The 17175-nt window shown below is 43.0% G+C and carries 13 protein-coding genes; 11 read left to right on the plus strand and 2 right to left on the minus strand.

Translation table 11 applies throughout. From position 1 onward, the window contains the following. The first annotated feature begins 308 nt into the window (after positions 1 to 308). Together AC59IL_RS01025 and AC59IL_RS01030 are read left to right on the plus strand one after the other, a co-directional pair. On the plus strand, positions 309 to 680 hold the full coding sequence (locus AC59IL_RS01025; protein WP_496550202.1) for a hypothetical protein: 372 nt from the start codon (positions 309 to 311) through the stop codon (positions 678 to 680). Between the two features lie 22 nt (positions 681 to 702). Next, entirely contained in the window at positions 703 to 1701 is a 999-nt protein-coding gene (locus tag AC59IL_RS01030; protein WP_496550203.1) for a M48 family metalloprotease, read from the plus strand. Here AC59IL_RS01030 and AC59IL_RS01035 read toward each other — a convergent pair. After that, the gene (locus AC59IL_RS01035) at positions 1694 to 1906 is read right to left on the minus strand and encodes a hypothetical protein (protein WP_496550204.1); all 213 of its coding nucleotides are present in this window, start codon (positions 1904 to 1906) and stop codon (positions 1694 to 1696) included. The genes AC59IL_RS01030 and AC59IL_RS01035 overlap by 8 nt on opposite strands. Before the next feature lie 173 nt (positions 1907 to 2079). Between AC59IL_RS01035 and AC59IL_RS01040 the strand changes: the two genes are divergently transcribed. The 9 genes from AC59IL_RS01040 to AC59IL_RS01080 all read left to right on the plus strand — a co-directional run bounded on the left by AC59IL_RS01040 (position 2080) and on the right by AC59IL_RS01080 (position 14207). Further along, positions 2080 to 2766: an alpha/beta fold hydrolase gene (locus tag AC59IL_RS01040; RefSeq protein WP_496550205.1), complete on the plus strand. Its 687-nt coding sequence runs from the start codon at positions 2080 to 2082 to the stop codon at positions 2764 to 2766. 133 nt (positions 2767 to 2899) lie between these two features. Next, complete coding sequence (locus AC59IL_RS01045; RefSeq protein ID WP_496550206.1) at positions 2900 to 4297, plus strand: S41 family peptidase; 1398 nt, start codon at positions 2900 to 2902, stop codon at positions 4295 to 4297. 21 nt (positions 4298 to 4318) lie between these two features. Next, positions 4319 to 4945, plus strand: coding sequence for an RNA polymerase sigma factor (locus tag AC59IL_RS01050; RefSeq protein WP_496550207.1), 627 nt, complete (start codon positions 4319 to 4321; stop codon positions 4943 to 4945). Between the two features lie 78 nt (positions 4946 to 5023). Next, a complete protein-coding gene (locus tag AC59IL_RS01055) occupies positions 5024 to 6004 on the plus strand; it encodes a FecR family protein (RefSeq protein ID WP_496550208.1) in 981 nt (326 codons plus the stop codon). Between the two features lie 92 nt (positions 6005 to 6096). Further along, a complete protein-coding gene (locus tag AC59IL_RS01060; RefSeq protein WP_496550209.1) occupies positions 6097 to 9231 on the plus strand; it encodes a TonB-dependent receptor in 3135 nt (1044 codons plus the stop codon). A 64-nt stretch (positions 9232 to 9295) separates the two neighbouring features. Next, the gene (locus AC59IL_RS01065; protein WP_496550210.1) at positions 9296 to 10798 is read left to right on the plus strand and encodes a beta-helix domain-containing protein; all 1503 of its coding nucleotides are present in this window, start codon (positions 9296 to 9298) and stop codon (positions 10796 to 10798) included. A gap of 141 nt (positions 10799 to 10939) precedes the next feature. Then, positions 10940 to 11710, plus strand: coding sequence for a hypothetical protein (locus AC59IL_RS01070; protein WP_496550211.1), 771 nt, complete (start codon positions 10940 to 10942; stop codon positions 11708 to 11710). Between the two features lie 107 nt (positions 11711 to 11817). Then, positions 11818 to 13395, plus strand: a complete 1578-nt coding sequence (locus AC59IL_RS01075; RefSeq protein WP_496550212.1) for an ArnT family glycosyltransferase — start codon at positions 11818 to 11820, stop codon at positions 13393 to 13395. Between the two features lie 59 nt (positions 13396 to 13454). Further along, the gene (locus AC59IL_RS01080; protein WP_496550213.1) at positions 13455 to 14207 is read left to right on the plus strand and encodes an FRG domain-containing protein; all 753 of its coding nucleotides are present in this window, start codon (positions 13455 to 13457) and stop codon (positions 14205 to 14207) included. A gap of 195 nt (positions 14208 to 14402) precedes the next feature. Here the strand turns inward: AC59IL_RS01080 and AC59IL_RS01085 are convergent, their stop codons facing one another. After that, positions 14403 to 16826: a glycoside hydrolase family 95 protein gene (locus AC59IL_RS01085; protein ID WP_496550214.1), complete on the minus strand. Its 2424-nt coding sequence runs from the start codon at positions 16824 to 16826 to the stop codon at positions 14403 to 14405. Between the last annotated feature and the right edge of the window lie 349 nt (positions 16827 to 17175).

Below are 17175 nucleotides of genomic sequence, written 5' to 3' on the forward strand. Positions count from 1 at the left end.
TCCGGAGCTGATCATACTATTGTACAAACTGGCAAGTTTGTTTTCAGGGGTATTCATTTGTTACCTCGGGTACCGGCTTTTTATGAATGGAATTTTTGGCCCGACTGTAGATGCCAGTTTTACATTCAGGGAAAACTCAATATTAATAAAGAAATCGGCCCCCGGCACCTTCTTTTCTTTACTGGGGGCAACTATTATCTGCGTTTCTGTTTACAAAGGCCTCGAACTTGAAAATAAAAAAAACAACAACAGCATATCTCCGGTTGAACAGCCGGCAGAAAAACCGCTGTTAAATAAAACTGACAAATATGAAATTGAAAAAAATAACAATAGCTCTTTTGCTTTTACTAACTACTACCTGTTTGGCAGCCCAAACAAAGGATGCAGATATAACGCACTCCTATATGCTCGGCAAAAACTTTTACAACAAAGGTGATTATTTACTTGCGTATAAATATTTGCTGATTTTTAAGTATTGCCATATCGACAGCTTAAAAGCTCCGGAGAATAAAAGCGAATTAGAGCGCATTGACAAAGCCATTAAATATTGCGAAACAAACCTGACACAGGAAGAGCCTGCATTTTCTTTTACCAGGGCAAAAGGTTTCAGGGAAACAGCAGCGAACTCCGACAGCCTTAAAAGAGCTATTATACAAGACGCACCAAAACTACCTGATTAAACTACTCATATACCAATAAGCCATGTTTAAGCTATTAACCTTGTTTTGTACGCTAAGTACATCATTATGTTTTGCACAGAAAAGAATTACCGTTGACTTTGGCAAAGGATGTTCATTTAATGAGCAACCAGCTTCAACAGACAAAATTTACACCTTTGACCCCAGCGCTGATGCGCAGGTAATTATAAATAAAATCGTATCTGAAATAGGGTTAAAAGTAAATTTTGTAACGCTGGCCGTTAGCATAGATAATGCGTACGCTGTTATAGATAAGGGCGTGAGGTATATATTCTACAGTGAAAATTTTATAGAGAAAATAAATTTAAAGGCAAATACAAATTGGTCATCGGTATTTATATTGGCGCATGAAATAGGGCATCACTTAAATGGGCACACGTTAGATTCTTTAGATAAAAACGGATTACGCGACCAGTATGAGTTGGAAGCAGATGAGTTTGGCGGATTTATACTGGCCAGGTTCGGAGCTTCGGTAAGTGAATCGCAAAGCGCTATTCAAACGGCGGTTGAAAAAGAACAGCAAACGGGCTCATATCCAAACAAACGGGCCAGGTTGGAAGCCGTTACAGTGGGCTGGAAAAGAGGCATTGCAACAGCTAAAAAAGAAATTGAGATTTCTGTGCCTCCGGGTCAGCCCATCAATTTTAAAACCGAAAATGTAAATAAAGAATGTGAAGCGAATAATACAGGCGATTACTCATTTACCAATTCAACCCCCAAAAGGGTTAAGGTGTTTGTTTACTTACCTGCACCGGAAGGAATACTTAGTGCCGAACCAATGATCGAAGCACCTTCAGGAGGATACATGAGTGTAAAATGGTTAGCCGGAGAAATAATCATCGAACCCGGACAAACAGAAACCATCTTCAATATTAAAGCAATGGCATTGGTGTGTGATATCCGGGAAATTTCTACTGACAGCTATGGCCTGCCAAACGGATTTACAAGAAAAAGCAATATTCTGGTAGAAAAATGCAAGTCGAAAACCTATGTTATTAAATAACTTTCCGGTTCTTCACCCATCTTTTTACAACAGCTCCCTTCCACAACCACAACCCCGATACTACCACAAGTGGAAATAAAACCCATCTTACCATCATCGATGCCACGGGAATAGTGGCTACCGGTCCGTACAGGAACCCTATAATGGGAATACTGAACACAATATGCATCCAGCGAATGATCTTTCTTTCTGTGGAAGCCTTCATAGCTTACTTTTTTAATCATTAATTGATGATGTAAAACTACCCACAACCAATAGCCTGTATGAGGTTGAGTAGATGACCGGGGCACATGAATCGACATCAGTTATGCGAATGCAGACTATATTCCAAATTATTTATATTTGAAGCTGATAAATAGCCATTAAAACAAAAATTGCATGCAGCATATCATCTTATTACACGGTGCGCTTGGCAATAAAGATCAGCTGTTGCCATTAGCCCATTCGCTCGACGATCAGTTTCAGGTACATGCCTTTAATTTCAGCGGACATGGAGGGCGGCCATTTGCGGCCAATGCTTTTTCAATTCCCTTCTTCAGCAACGAAATAGAAGCCTATATGAACGAAATGGGTATTGAGCAGGCCCATATTTTCGGTTATAGCATGGGTGGATATGCCGCCATGTACCTCGCCAAACACCTTCCCGCTAAAGTCGGCAAGCTTATTACGCTGGCCACTAAATATCATTGGGATGAAACCATTGCTGCAAGGGAAGTAAAAATGCTGAACGCAGCTACCATTAAAGAGAAGGTGCCTGCCTTTGCAGAACAGTTACAGCAACGCCATGCCCCCAACGACTGGGAAGCGTTACTCGAAAAAACAAAGGAATTGTTGACTGGTTTGGGAAAACAAAACGCATTACAACCCGAAGATTATACCTCCATTACCACACAATGCATGCTGCTGCTGGGCGACCGTGATAAAATGGTAACACTCGATGAAACGGTAGCCATATACAAACAATTGCCCCATGCCCAATTGGGAATTTTACCAGGCACCCCGCATCCGCTTGAGCAGGTGAATATAGGTTTGCTGGTTCAGCTTATCAATGAATTTCTATTATAACAAAAGGTATAACAACGATCTTCAAATTAGCAAATATCCATATCCGTTTCCAGCAACCGTATTTAATGTAAAATTCATTCGTAATTATTGGGTAAACGAAAGGAATGCTGAACTTTTGTTGAAAACCTGATAAATGAAATCCTTTTTAATTGGTTTGCTATTACTGATGCTAATGGCAATGTTTGAGAGATGCAGCAAAAAGGATGTTATTACAGATTATATTCCCACGGATTCGATCGGTGTGATAAACAAATGGATTTTAGATACCATGCGACGGTATTCTTACTGGACAGACGATATTCCCAACAAACCGGATTATTCGTTGAACCCGGATGCATTTTTCAATAGTATTAAATCTTCACATGACCGGTTCTCCTGGATCAGCACCAGCACTTCCATTGCTCCGCCTTCCAACTCATGGTTTACCTATGGGTTTCATTACGCTTTTGTTCAGGTGCCGGGATATGATAACTACCTCGGAGTAGTTACATTTGTAAATAAAAATGGCGGGGCCGATAAAGCGGGACTACAACGGGGCAGTTATTTTATGAAGGTAAACGGTGTTTCGGTTAATCAGGATAATTTAAATGCAGTGAACCAGCAATTGAGAACCGGTACCGGTATTCAACTTACGACGGCTATATACGAAAACAACGCCTGGAAAACCGACACCACAGTAACGGTCGCTGCCTTTTTTAGTTCAGAAAATGTAGTTACCTATACCCGTTCTTTTACTGCCGGAAGTACAACTACCGGTTATATTTATTATAGTTCATTTGATGAAAATTACGATTATAGTCTGCTTAAAGCATTTACCAGATTAAAAACAGCCGGGGTAACTGAACTGATTCTGGATCTGCGCTACAATGCCGGAGGCAGTGTGGCCAGCAGTGCTAAATTAGCAGGCATGATAGCGCCTGCAATGGGTGCAGCGGATACGTATGTTATATTAGGGGGTAACCGGTATGAGGGAAAGCTTGTTCGCAGTTTGCAACAGGTGCTCAATACATCGGGCAATTCTTACGGACGGCAATACACTGATCTGCAGGCCATACAATTACCGCTACGCCGGGTTTTTATTCTCACTACGGCAGCAACAGCTTCGGCGGCCGAACTGGTGGTTAATAATCTTAAACCCTACCTGCAGGTAATACAAATCGGGCAAACGACTACCGGCAAAGATGAGGCTGGCTTTAAAATAACAGATACCCGGTCTCCGCGCAGCGTTTACTGGACACTGGAACCGATTGTATATAAATTATTCAATCGTGCCGGTGAAGGTGGTTATTCAGGCGGTCTTGTTCCCGAATATGTGGTGAATGAAACGGCCGAATTGCCGCTGGCAGATGCCGGTACAACTGCCGACCCACTCGTAAAACAAGCGCTGCAATTAATATATGGGAATGCCTTGCCGCCGGCATACAGCGATTTGCGCAGGTCACATGCGACTATACCTGCTCAAATGATATACCATTCGGCTACCGCACAGGCTCAGGCGTCATCAGAGATTAGCATAAACAAACTGCGTTAATTTGCAAAGAATAATATATTTATGCTTTCACAATTAATAACCGACAAGGAATTGCTTAAGCAAATGCAGGCTAACGATGAGCAGGCTTTTGCACAGTTGTTTCACCGTTATTGGGAGGAACTGTACATCGCAGCAGGTAAGCGCCTTGGAAAAGCTTCTGAAACGAAAGACATTGTACAGGAAATCATGGCCTCTTTATGGATAAGACGAAATGCCATCAGCACAAATGAAGAAGGCTCCCTGAAACCATATCTATATACTTTACTACGCTATCGCATATTCGATGCCATTGCGCAGGACAAGCGCATGGAAATAACTTATCATGTGTTTCAACAGGTATTATCCCTTCAGGAATCCCATGTTCTTGAAGACGTGATGGCGAAGGAGTTGTATAAAGTCATTGATCAGGAAATAGAAACCATGCCAGTCACCATGAAAAAGGTGATACAACTGAGCCAGCGCAAGGGCTATTCCATTGCTGAAATTGCCGAAGGCCTGGCGCTGTCTGAAAAAACAGTGCGTAACCTTACATCCCTGGCCATGGCGCGCATCAGGGACTGTATCAATAAATATTATGCCGATGCACCGGTGTCTTCTTCCGCACAATTTGCCTTTATACTTTTTGTACTCTCACTTACAGGTATTTAACGCTTAACATATTGGTAATATACTTCTTCGGGATAAAAACAACGTTCGCCCCGTATTATAGTACTGAGTACAGGAAACATGGAATTTATTAAAAGCACATTCAAAAATTATCTTAACGGGAAGGCTAACGAATCGGAAGCCGCTATGGTCAATGCCTGGTATGCTGAAACAGGCGACGGGCAAACGCCGGCGTGGATTACTCAAAAACACCTTCGCCGTGCGAAAGCAGAAACATGGCAAAGCCTGTCGGCACAACTGAATTTACCCGTAAATACAATGCCGCAACCGTCAGGGATGAAATTGATACATCTGCGAAAGTACCTGCCCTATGCAGCTGCATTGGTTCTGATGGTTACGGGTTGGTCAGTATTTCGCTGGCTAACGGCACCGGCAGCACCCGCACGAAAACTGTCAATGCGCCAGACATTTTCAACGGATACGGGGGTTCGTAAAAAACTGAGTTTGCCGGATGGCACTATCGTTTGGCTGAATAATGGTACCAGACTTTCCCTGTCGGTTGCCGACTATCGCAACGCTGCCACCCGCGAAGTATGGCTCGATGAAGGAGAAGCATATTTTGAAGTGGCAAAAAACCCGGCAAGACCCTTCATTGTACATGCAGATTCGCTTCATGCAAGGGTATTGGGTACAGCATTCAATATACAGGCCTATCGCCAGCTGGCAACTATGCAGGTACTGGTAAGTCATGGCAGTGTGCAGGTATCAGCCGCGGGCAACATACTCGATACACTTGGGCATAACCGGCAGCTCACCTATTACAGTAAAAGCCATTTTTATGTAACAGTAACAACTGCTGAACAGGGGCTTGAATGGTGGAACAATCATTTTATACTGAACAAGGCGGGTTTTAAAGAAATGGCATTGCGGCTGCAACTCAGGTTCGGCGTACAACTGTCGAGCAATAATCAGCGCATTTTACAAACATCATTTTCGGCCGGCTTTCCGGAGAACGCTTCACTGGAAGATGTGCTGGCCATATTGTGCACTATATATAAAACAAGTTATCACCGTATCGACAACCGTATAATTATTCAGTAAACAACATTATTTATCACAGCAAAAATTGTTCTGACACAGAGCATGGCAGCGCTATGCCCGCACAACACTAACCCAAACTGCATATTTAAATTATGAAATTACGTTTATTTCTTTTTCCTGGTCTGTTGTTATTCATTCATGCACAACTGCACGCACAGATATTAAAGGAGAAAAAACTGACTGCTTCTTTTAAAAAAGAACCACTCAGCCTGCGTTTAAAAGCTATAGAAATGCAAAGTGGTATCACCATTGCTTTCGACGAAAATCAGGTAGCGCAAAAGCAGGCAGCTGCTCATGAATTTCTCAATGCTGCGCTGCAGGAAATATTGCAACAGGCACTTAAGAATTTTTCGCTTGAATACAAAGAGGTAAACGGAACAATAGTGATTTTGACCAAATCGCAACCACTATCACCGGTACAGTCGCCAAAAACCACAGGCATCGTGAGCGGCAGAATTATTGATGAAGAAAGCGGCGAGCCTGTGTCGGGAGCCACTATTCAGTTGAATAATAAATCCGTTGTAACCGACATAGATGGCAGTTTCTCCATGCAAATACCCGAAGGATCGTATCAGGCGCATGTTTCTTCTGTTGGCTATGTAGCAAAAAAAATTACCGACATCGAGGTTGGAAATGATGGGCCGTTTGTATTGAACCTGACGCTGAAACGCGAAAAAAACAATCTTCAGCAGGTTACGGTAACCGCTACCGCCCGAAAAGAAAGTGTTGCTTCGTTATTTGCCCGCCAGCAAAATAATGCGGCCATGACAAATGGAATTTCAGCCGAACAAATCAACCGCACACCCGATAAAAATGTGGGCGAAATTATGAAGCGTGTAAGCGGAGTAGCCGCGGTAGACAACAGATACCTCGTTGTACGCGGGCTTAGCGAGCGGTACAACCAGGCCATACTCGACGGACAGGTAATGCCCAGCACCGAATTGAATCGTAAAAATTTCAGTCTGGATATTGTACCGGCTACTATCGTTGAAAATATAACCGTTATAAAAACCCTGACGCCCGACCGGAACGCTGAGTTTGGAGGCGGGCTGGTAGAAGTAACTACTGTCGACATTCCAACTCAAAACTTTCTGAACCTGAGTATTGGCAGCAGCATCAATGATAAAACAACCAATAAGAATTTTCTATCACTGCCGCTTGAAGGACGCGAATACCGCGGTCAGTTGTCAAAAAGCCGTACATTATTCGGTAGCCTCGACTGGAAAAACCCTGCAGCTATTTTTGATTATTATGATAGCCATGATAAAAATCCCGGTCTGATAAGCAACAACTGGGGTATCACTTCTTTTAAGGCGCAGCCATCACAAAACTACCAGTTTTCGCTGGGCAGGGTACTTAAGTCGGCTCACAGCGATCAAAAATGGGGCCTTGTTGCTTTGGGCAATTACAGAAATACATTGCAGATACAGGACATAAATACAGGCAGGGATGGATGGCTGGGAGCTCCCGTGGAATTAGATGGGGCAACCGGCAAACGGTATGGATTTACCACCAATATTTCAGGCCTTGTTGGCCTTGGGTTTCGCAATAAAAATACCCGTATCAAAGCAAGCACCCTGTACCTGCGTACATTAGACCAGCAGCTGCTGCTGGTTGATCATGGTTCAAACCAGGGGGGAAACTGGGGGTTGAATGACGTTACCTACCAAACAACCCTTTTGCAAAACCAGCTTTCAGGCGAACAGTCTATCGGTCACAAAGGCGTTAAACTGAATTTCACAGGGAGTTATTTGCAAATGAACAGGCTGCGTCCCGACAATCATTTTATGATTACAGGTGCTATATTAGATTCTCTGGCGCCCAATAATGTGAATGTAATCGGGTCGGGTACACGGTTCTGGACCCGGGCGCTTGAAAAAAATTATTCCTGGGATGCGGCGGTGAGTGTACCATTTTTAATCAAACAAAACAGTCAGATATTTAAAGGCGGCTACAGTGGATGGAATAAAGACCGTTCGTTTTACACGCTTTTTGGAAACAATGTTGCCAATACCTCTGTCAATGGCGTTGCCTGGTATGTACCGTTGAGCAGTATTTATACTGCTGAATACAGCGCTTCCTTTGATTTTCAGCGCAGGTTTTTTGATACTTACCACAAAGCGGCCACCCTGCATGCTGCTTATGCCATGCTCGACAATAAATGGGGCGAACACTGGAGATTGGTTTGGGGTGTTCGTGCGGAATATTATAACCTGAATAAAATCAATTCGCAGGTAGATTCACTGCAGGCAAGGAATCCGGGGCTGGATTTTACGGCCCTTCGTAACCGGGAAAAAAATCTGAATCTGTTCCCTTCGGCCAATCTTACTTATCATCTTAACAGGCAAATGAACCTGCGTGTTTCGTATGCCAAATCTATTATCCGCCCCGATCTTCGCGAACTGGTAAATTTTGCCCAATACGATTATGAGCTGGGAGGTCAGTACCATGGAAATCTTGTACATTCTACAATTATTCACCATTATGATTTACGCTATGAATGGTTCCCATCGGCAGGTGATATTTTATCTGCATCTGTATTTTATAAAAAGCTCAATTACCCTATGGCCATTTATCAGATGTATGGGAATGCCGATTACCAGTTGCTTAATGATAAAGATGCAAAAAACTATGGCATTGAAATAGAAGCCCGCAAGTCATTTGCGTTCACCGGAATACCTGTTTTACGCAATATTACTTTATACGGCAACTTTACCTACCTCGATGCCGAAGTACGGCAAATGCTGGCCGAGGCTGTGGCTGATCCCGAAAATCCTAACCGGCTGATTGTACAGGAAACCGTTTATCCCTCTCAAAAAAGGCCGCAAAGTGGCGCCAGTAACTATATGTACAATGCCGGCTTTTATTTCGACAGCAAACCGGTTTCATTGAGCCTGGTTTATAACAGTGTTACCAACCGCATGTTTCGTCCTGCCGGACAAGGTCATCAAAACGACGCGCTTTATGAACAGCCGTTAAAATCGCTCGATGCGCAGGTGGCTGTTAATTTCCTGCAAAGAAAAGCGGTACTGAAGGTTAATCTTTCCAATCTGCTCAACAGTTACTCTATCGTATATCAGAATAATTATGAGGATCCGGAGTTATCGCTCAGTAAAAAAGATCCATCCAAGAAAGAGGCGCAATACCAGGCCGGTAAAGACATCGTCAATTATAAAGCGGCGCCCGGTCGTACCTGCACCGTAACCTTAAGTTATACATTCAAATGAAAAAGCCCAATGCCTGTAAATAATAGAAATCAGATTTCCATTAAACCAATTCAAATCAAAAATTATGATTAAGAGTAGAATCCTTATGGCTGTAGTAACAGTGTTTCTTGTTACTTCAGGAGGAATGGTAGCCTGTAAAAAAGCAGCAGACGTTAAAAAAAACGATCATAGCCTGTCTGCCGGTATTACAGAAGACTGCGGTTGTTCTGCTGTAGCGACCACTGATAGTACAATTTCAGGACAGATCACAACCGACCTCTATCTCAGAAACACTGTTACCTACAAATTAAGCGGACTTGTATTTGTAACCGGTAACCACACACTTACAATTCAGGAAGGCACTCATATTCTGGGTCTTCCCGGTTCAAGTGATGGTTCAACACCTGGCGGTGGTCTTGTTATTACCCGTGGTTCAAAGATTCAGGCAGTAGGTACTTCAAGCTGCCCTATTGTATTCACCTCTTATCGTTATGACAGTAATCCTCAATCAGGAGATTGGTCTGGTCTTATTTTATTGGGTAACGCGCCTACCAATAACTATCCTGCTTCTATTGAAGGTATCAACAGTACTCTTTATCCCGGCATCGACATTCTCTATGGATCAGCTACTCCTGATGCCCATGACAATTCAGGTACGCTGAAATTCGTACGTATAGAATATGCCGGTTATGTACTGAGCCCCAACAACGAAATCAATGGCCTTACACTCGGCGGCGTAGGTGATGGCACAACGATCGACTATGTAGAAGTATTTAAATCCAACGACGATTCATTTGAATTTTTCGGTGGTACCGTAAATGCTTCACATGTGATTTCAGTTGATGGACTCGATGATATGTTCGATACAGATAATGGTTATCAGGGATCTATTTCGTATGCGCTGGGTATGTCAGACATCACCCGTCCGGATGTAAGCCAGTCAAATGGTCTTGAAAGTGACAACAATGCTACAGGTTCAACTGCAACACCTAACACCCATGCCCATTACAATTACATCACCCTTATCGGATTGCCCGATGCCACACTGGCTTCTGAGCAAATTACAGTTCCGCCTAATGGTAATGCAAGTTCGGGCATTGGTCGTTACGGCCGGGCAGGTCACCTGCGCAGAAATGCCGAGTTTGAAATCAATCATGGCATTTTCCTGGGTTTCAATTATGGTCTTTCTTTGGATAGCGCACTGGGCAGCACCAAGGTTAAATACGATAACGGCACTTCCTGGATCAAAAATACCTATGTGCATGCATACAGCACCACTGCTACCCCTGCAGTTGGTCCTTTTGCCACAGAAAGCAACGGTATTTCTGCAACAGGAGCCTCATTCAGCAATAACCTGGGCTTCTTTAACAAGGCTACTTCACTGACTACCGACAATAATTTTGGCGTGATCGATGCCGACCCGGGTGTACTTGGTCTGGAAGCTCCCTTTAATCGTAGCTCTTTGGGCGCTTTCAACTTCTTTGCCGGTGAGTTCACAGATGCAGATGCAGCCGGTGCAGGAGCCTTTCCTGGTCGTGTAGACTGGACTATTGTTAACGGATGCGCAAACTGGACAAGATATCAATAATTTATTCTGATCAATTAACAACAACAACAACCAAACAGTATTTCTTTATTTATAAGGCAGAAGAGCGGCTTTCCCTCAAAAAAGGGAGAGCCTCTCTTTATGTTATAATGCCTTACACTAAACCTGTTAACACAAACCATTATGAAAGGACGGATTTTTTTAGCTGTATTTTTTATGAGCCTGGTTATTATTTATTCATGCCGTAAAGGCAATTTGGCTGAGGAACATTATTATGGAGGTATTAATATCAATAACTCGGCATTGTCGATCGTTGCCATGGATGTTTTTATGGATGGAAATAAAGCAGGAACCATAAATCCCGGGAAAAGTATTGACCTGGGTTTATTGATAGCCGGAAAAACCGGGCACTTAACGATATACAAAGCCGATTCTGCACACACAACAGATAATCTTATTGCAGACACGCTGATTGCTTTTCCAAAAAACAATAAAACGAGCCTCGACGTTATTTGCAGCGAATTACTTCAAACAAAAGGTTTCTGGGATAAAAGTATACTCACCGTTCCTGCCGATTCTATCAGGATTCGTATTAAATATGTATCAACAGTAACAACCATTACACCTCCCCTGAACGCCTACAATATCCGGTTATACAACGGCTCTCCAAAAACATCCAAAGACAGTTTGAATTATGATATTCCTCTTACAATAAATAAATTTTCACAGGCAGTTACACTATTAAAAGGGCGTGATCTTTATTATCGTATGATTGATCCGGCTACGGGCGCCTATTTAAAGGATAATACTACTAACTATTTTTTTCGTTTATATAATTTTAGTACCAGTACCGTTTATGGTGGCGGCACGTATGCATTGATCACTATTACCATTTCAGAAAACGCCGGCAATTACAAATTAACATATCCGGCAACAATTCAAAAAGTAAATTAATCGGATAGTCAATTCATGAATCTAAAAACCTATAATTTACCGGGCTTTTACCCACCTTTGCATGGGGCATAGCGGTGCCGCTGCACCAAAACCGGCCCCTACATCCTATGTTACCACTATTGAATAATGTGTTGTTGCATTTACGCACCAACAAAATAACCTGGCTATTCATCATTGCCGCCGTTTTGCTTTTTACCGGCATCGGGTATACGCCTATGTACATACTCGACGAAGCACGAAATGCTCAGGCGGCCCGTGAAATGATGGAGCATCATAGCCGGATCGTTCCAACTTTTAACGGCGAACTGCGGGCTCATAAACCGCCACTTCATTATTATTTTATGCAGGTTGCCTATCGCCTGTTTGGCACCAGTGCTTTTGCCGCCCGTTTTTTTTCGGCCGTTTTCGGATGGCTCACTTTATATATTACCTGGTATTTCACCAAACGATTTATCAGTTATGGTACCGCCATATGGGCTGTAGTTGTATTGCTGGCATCAACCCACTTTTTATTCGAGTTCCGAATGTCGGTTCCTGATCCGTACCTTATCTTTTTTATAATGGCAGGCATATTTTGCTTTTACGCCTATTCACAGGAAAAAAAGATGAGATGGTTATTGTGTTCAGCCGCAGCGGCCGCATTGGCTTCACTGGCCAAAGGCCCTGTTGCACTGGCATTACCAGCCGTTGTTTTAGTGTGGTGGCTGCTGGCGCAAAAAAAGTACGTCGTGTTATTTTCACGGCAAATGATTTTGTATATCGCTGTGATTGCCCTTATTGCCGTACCATGGTATGTTGCCGTACACCTTGCCACCCATGGTGAATTTACCCGTGAGTTTTTTCTTCGTCATAATTTAAACCGCATCGACGAACCGATGGAAGGACATGGCGGTATTTTTATAATGGTGCCTTTGTTTGTATTACTGGGGCTGTTGCCTTTTTCGGTGTTTACAGGCGAGCTGTTTAAAAAGCTGCGTTCGTACCATCAGCACCCGTTTATCAGGCTATGCATGTACGTAACAGCCGTGTTCATCGTATTTTTCTGCTTATCGGGCACCAAACTGCCCAACTATCCTATGCCCTGCTACCCTTTTGTAGCTATTTTACTGGGCTATTTCATCAACAAGGCCATAACAGCACAGGTACAGGCAAAACAATATCCATTCTGGTTATTACTGGTATTGAATATATTGTTATTAACGGCCGCGTGGATAGGACTTGGTCTTGAAACAGCTACCCGTTCCTTCAGGATATGGGCTTTGTTATTTACAGTTCCGGTTATTACAGCTGCCGGCAGCTGGTGGTTCTTCAAAAAAGAAGGCATCAAAAAAGCGATGCATGTATTGCTTGCAGGCTATTCGGTATTTAATTTTTTATTTCTTGCGATTGGTTATCCGGCAATTTATCAGCACAACCCGGTAACAAAAACAATACATCTGTTAAAAAAAGACGAGCAGGTGTATGCCTATAAAATATACAATCCTGCCTATAACTTCTATTTAAACAAACCGGTTAAAATGCTGGATGATGCATCGCAGGTTAAACAGGTTTTAACGAACAATCCGCAGGCCATCATTATTTCACGCGAAAGCCATTTGTCTGAATTAGATAGTGTTCCGGTTAGGCTGATAGCAAAGGAGCGCGATTTGTTTGAAACAGCGACGACGGTACTTGTGGGGAAATAAATTAAAAATACGTGAAAAACACCCTGTTTTAATTGGCAACATAATCCTTAAATTAGGTTATGGAGCAACCAATTAACACACTCTATGAGTTCACGCAGCGTGTTGAATTTGTAGACAACGATTGGGAGTTGTCGCTTTTTCGTGGACAGAGCAACGATTATAAACTGATTCCATCTATCGGAAGGCTAAAACTCTCATATGATAAATTGATAGAAAATGAAAAAGCTATCATCGGGGAATTTCAAAATGGCAGTGTTCCCTATTATTCAACCCCTTTAGCAAATGTTTGGGAGTGGCTTGCACTTGCACAACATCATGGATTACCTACCAGATTACTTGATTGGACAAGAAATCCTTTTGCCGCATTATGGTTTGCAGTAAATAATCCCCCTGTTACTAATGATCAGGTTGGTGTTGTATGGATTTTAAGACCGGGTGATGAGGATAAGCCTTCAAAGGCTGAAATGAATACAATCGTATGCAAAAGACATATGGTTTATCAACCGAGGCTTATAACGGAAAGGATTACCGCACAATCAGCTTATTTTACGGTACATAAGGGCTTACCGAACAGTACCAGCTTTGAGCCATTGGAAGAATCAAATGAATTTAAAAACAAGCTTACTAAATTGATAATACCAGGTAATAGATTTGCACATTTCAGGTTCCATCTTAACAGATTCGGAATAAACGATGCCAGTATTTATCCGGGCCTTGATGGATTATCGAAACAAATTAAACGAAACTGGTCGCTTGCTGAAGATGAAAGCTGGGTTAACCTAAACCCGGATGGAACAGCAAGATATTCATAAGGCTGTTTCTACAAAATCAGGCCCGGGCGTCCCCCGGGCCAATTCGAATAATAAAGTATCTGTAAAGACACCCTTAACCGTTCATAGTTTAAATAAAACCTGATTTTCTCATACCCATTACAGGTAACCATGTTCCTAATGCAGACTGGTATGATTCAGGTTTCGAACAGTTATGGCGTCAGGCTTCGCCGAGCTTTAATATATGAAGGCGAATTTTACCGTTTCACCTTTCTTTACATCAACGCGTATCAAATCGCCGTCGTTTGCAGGTTTAGTAATACCGTTCTTAGTTAGCACAATCTTTTTTACATTGACCGGCTTCTTAATAAGGAAGTTATTGCCCGTATGTGCTATTAGCGTAGCCTCCCGTACCTGACCTTTTTCCCAGGTGGCACTCTCTTCTGCCCCACCCCGCACACATAAGCCTGAAAATTTACCGGCATTCCAGTTTGCCGGCAACGCGGGCAACAACTCAATGTAACCGTTTTGACTTTGTACCAGCATTTCGGCTATCCCTGCCGCACCGCCGAAGTTACCATCAATCTGAAATGGCGGATGCGCACAAAATAAATTGTCGTACGTGCCGCCGCCGTTCGACATATTCGTGGTTGTTGACCGTACCGGTTTTAATAATTTCTGCAGCAACAAAAACGCATGATCGCCTTCATGCAACCGGGCCCATAAATTTATTTTCCAGGCCAGCGACCAGCCGGTGCCTTCATCGCCCCGGGCTGTTAACGATGCTTTGGCCGCATTGGCCAGTTCGGGCGTGGCGGTAGTTATTTCATTACCGGGATATACACCCCATACATGCGACACATGCCGGTGATGCGGTTCTGCTTCCTGGTATTCTTTCAGCCATTCCATCAGGCGGCCGTCTTTGCCGATCTGGTTGGGCGGCAATTGCACCATGGCTTTTTCGAGCGCCTGCTTAAACTCCGTATCTGTTTGTAACTGGTTGCAGGCTGTTATGGTTGCAGCAAATAAATAACGCACTATCTGGTTATCGATGGTAGGCCCTTCGCATACGTTCGCCTTTTTTCCATTGGGCAATATGAATGCATTTTCGGGCGAATTTGACGGAGCCGTTACCAGCCAGCCATGTGAGGGTTCTTTTACCAGTGTGCTCAGATAAAATTCCGCCGAGCCTTTTAATACAGGAAACAGTTTGCGCAAATAGGCTGTGTCGTGTGTAAATTCATAATGGCTCCATAACATCTGGCACAACCAGGCTGATCCTGTGTTGAAGGAACCCCATGAGTAATGTTCTCCCGGCGAAGTATATCCCCATATATTGGTGATCACATGCGCCACCCACCCTTTTCCATTGTAATAGGCTTTGGCTGTTTTTTCGCCATTTTGAACCAGGCCGTTTACCAGTGTAAAAAACGGTTCATTTAATGCAGCCAGATTGGTTACCTCCAGCGGCCAGTGATTCATTTGTATGTTAATGTTCAGGTGATAATCGCCATTCCAGGGTGTACCGATGGTATTGGCCCATAAACCCTGCAAATTGGGAGGCAATAAACCGGGCCTGGTGCTGCATATGAGCAAATAACGTCCGTACTGAAAATACAACACGGGCAATCCATTGTCAGTAGGATTTGTATAAAAAGCAGCCAGCCGCTGATCGGTTGGTAAACTATCTTTTGTATTGCCCGCAAGTTCAATTGTTGCCCGGTTAAATAGCTGCTGAAACTTTTTTACGTGATTTGTTTTAAGAACTGTGTACGGCTTTTTTAAAGCCTTTGCCAGCATGGTAGCCGTTGTTGAAAGATAACCGGGGTTTTTATAATCAGTACCGGCCGAAATGTAAACAATGGCCGAACTGGCATCTTTCAGCTGCAATGAACTATCGGTACTTATTACTTTTCCTCCTTCGGCTTTAATGGTGAGCCGAACCATGTATTGCATGCCCCTGCCATTGGTACCGTTATTCAATTGTCCGTATAACTGCAGTTCGTTGCCAACAACTTTTGTTTGAAAACGTTCGGGGCGGCTGAAGGTGAACCGGCAGTTTATTTTGCGAAGCTGGCTGGCCGATAACCTGATAGCGATCACATCATCATCGAAGCTGGTAAAATACTCCCTCGAATAAGTGGTATTGTTAACAGTAAATTTTGTAGTGGCTATAGCATTGTTGAGCGACAGGTTCCTGTAATATTTCACCGGACGAACGTTTGCCGAACCGGTTCCGTAATCATACTCAATACCAAGGCTGCCCAATACCTGGTAAGAACCGTAGGGTACATTTACGCCGTTGCCACGGCCCGAGCCTTCTCCGTCGCAAACAAAGTATTTACCCATCACCTCCTGGGCTTCGATGTTCTTTCCCTGAAACAGCAATTGTTGTATGGTATCGAGGTATTTGTATGCATCGGGCCGGTCGGCATTTTGCGGCCAGCCCGACCAAAGGGTAATATCATTCAACACAATTTTTTCCTTTTCTACACCGCCAACGGGCATGGCGCCCAAACGGCCGTTGCCGAGCGGAAGCGCAGCTTCCCAGAATGCAGCGGGTGAATTATACCAAAGATGAAGTGGCTTTTGTTGGGCATAAACGGTAAATGAAAAAAGCAGTACTGTAGCAACCGTTAACTGAATTCTTTTTGTTTGCATTGTTCAAAAATCGTTTTGGCAATCCGGTAATCCTTTTATTGCAAATATTTAATAAATGTAAATGTAACAACTTAATGCTTTCCACTTATAAAAATTTATCAGGTAACACATAGAGCGACATACAAGCCAGTACAGTACAATAAAATGTTCTTACAACATTTAATAACTGATCATTTTTGGTAAAGGATATGCACATTACTGTTATGTACCTATAATAACAATATTCAACCAACCCTTTTTTGATCATTTGTTGCTATAAATTGATATTATATTTTTGAATTTTGTTAATATCTATTCACAAAAAGGTTATGCAAATTAGTTAGTTTCGCGATAGAAAATATTTTCTCAA

Source organism: Niastella sp. sgz303648, from assembly GCF_059587045.1.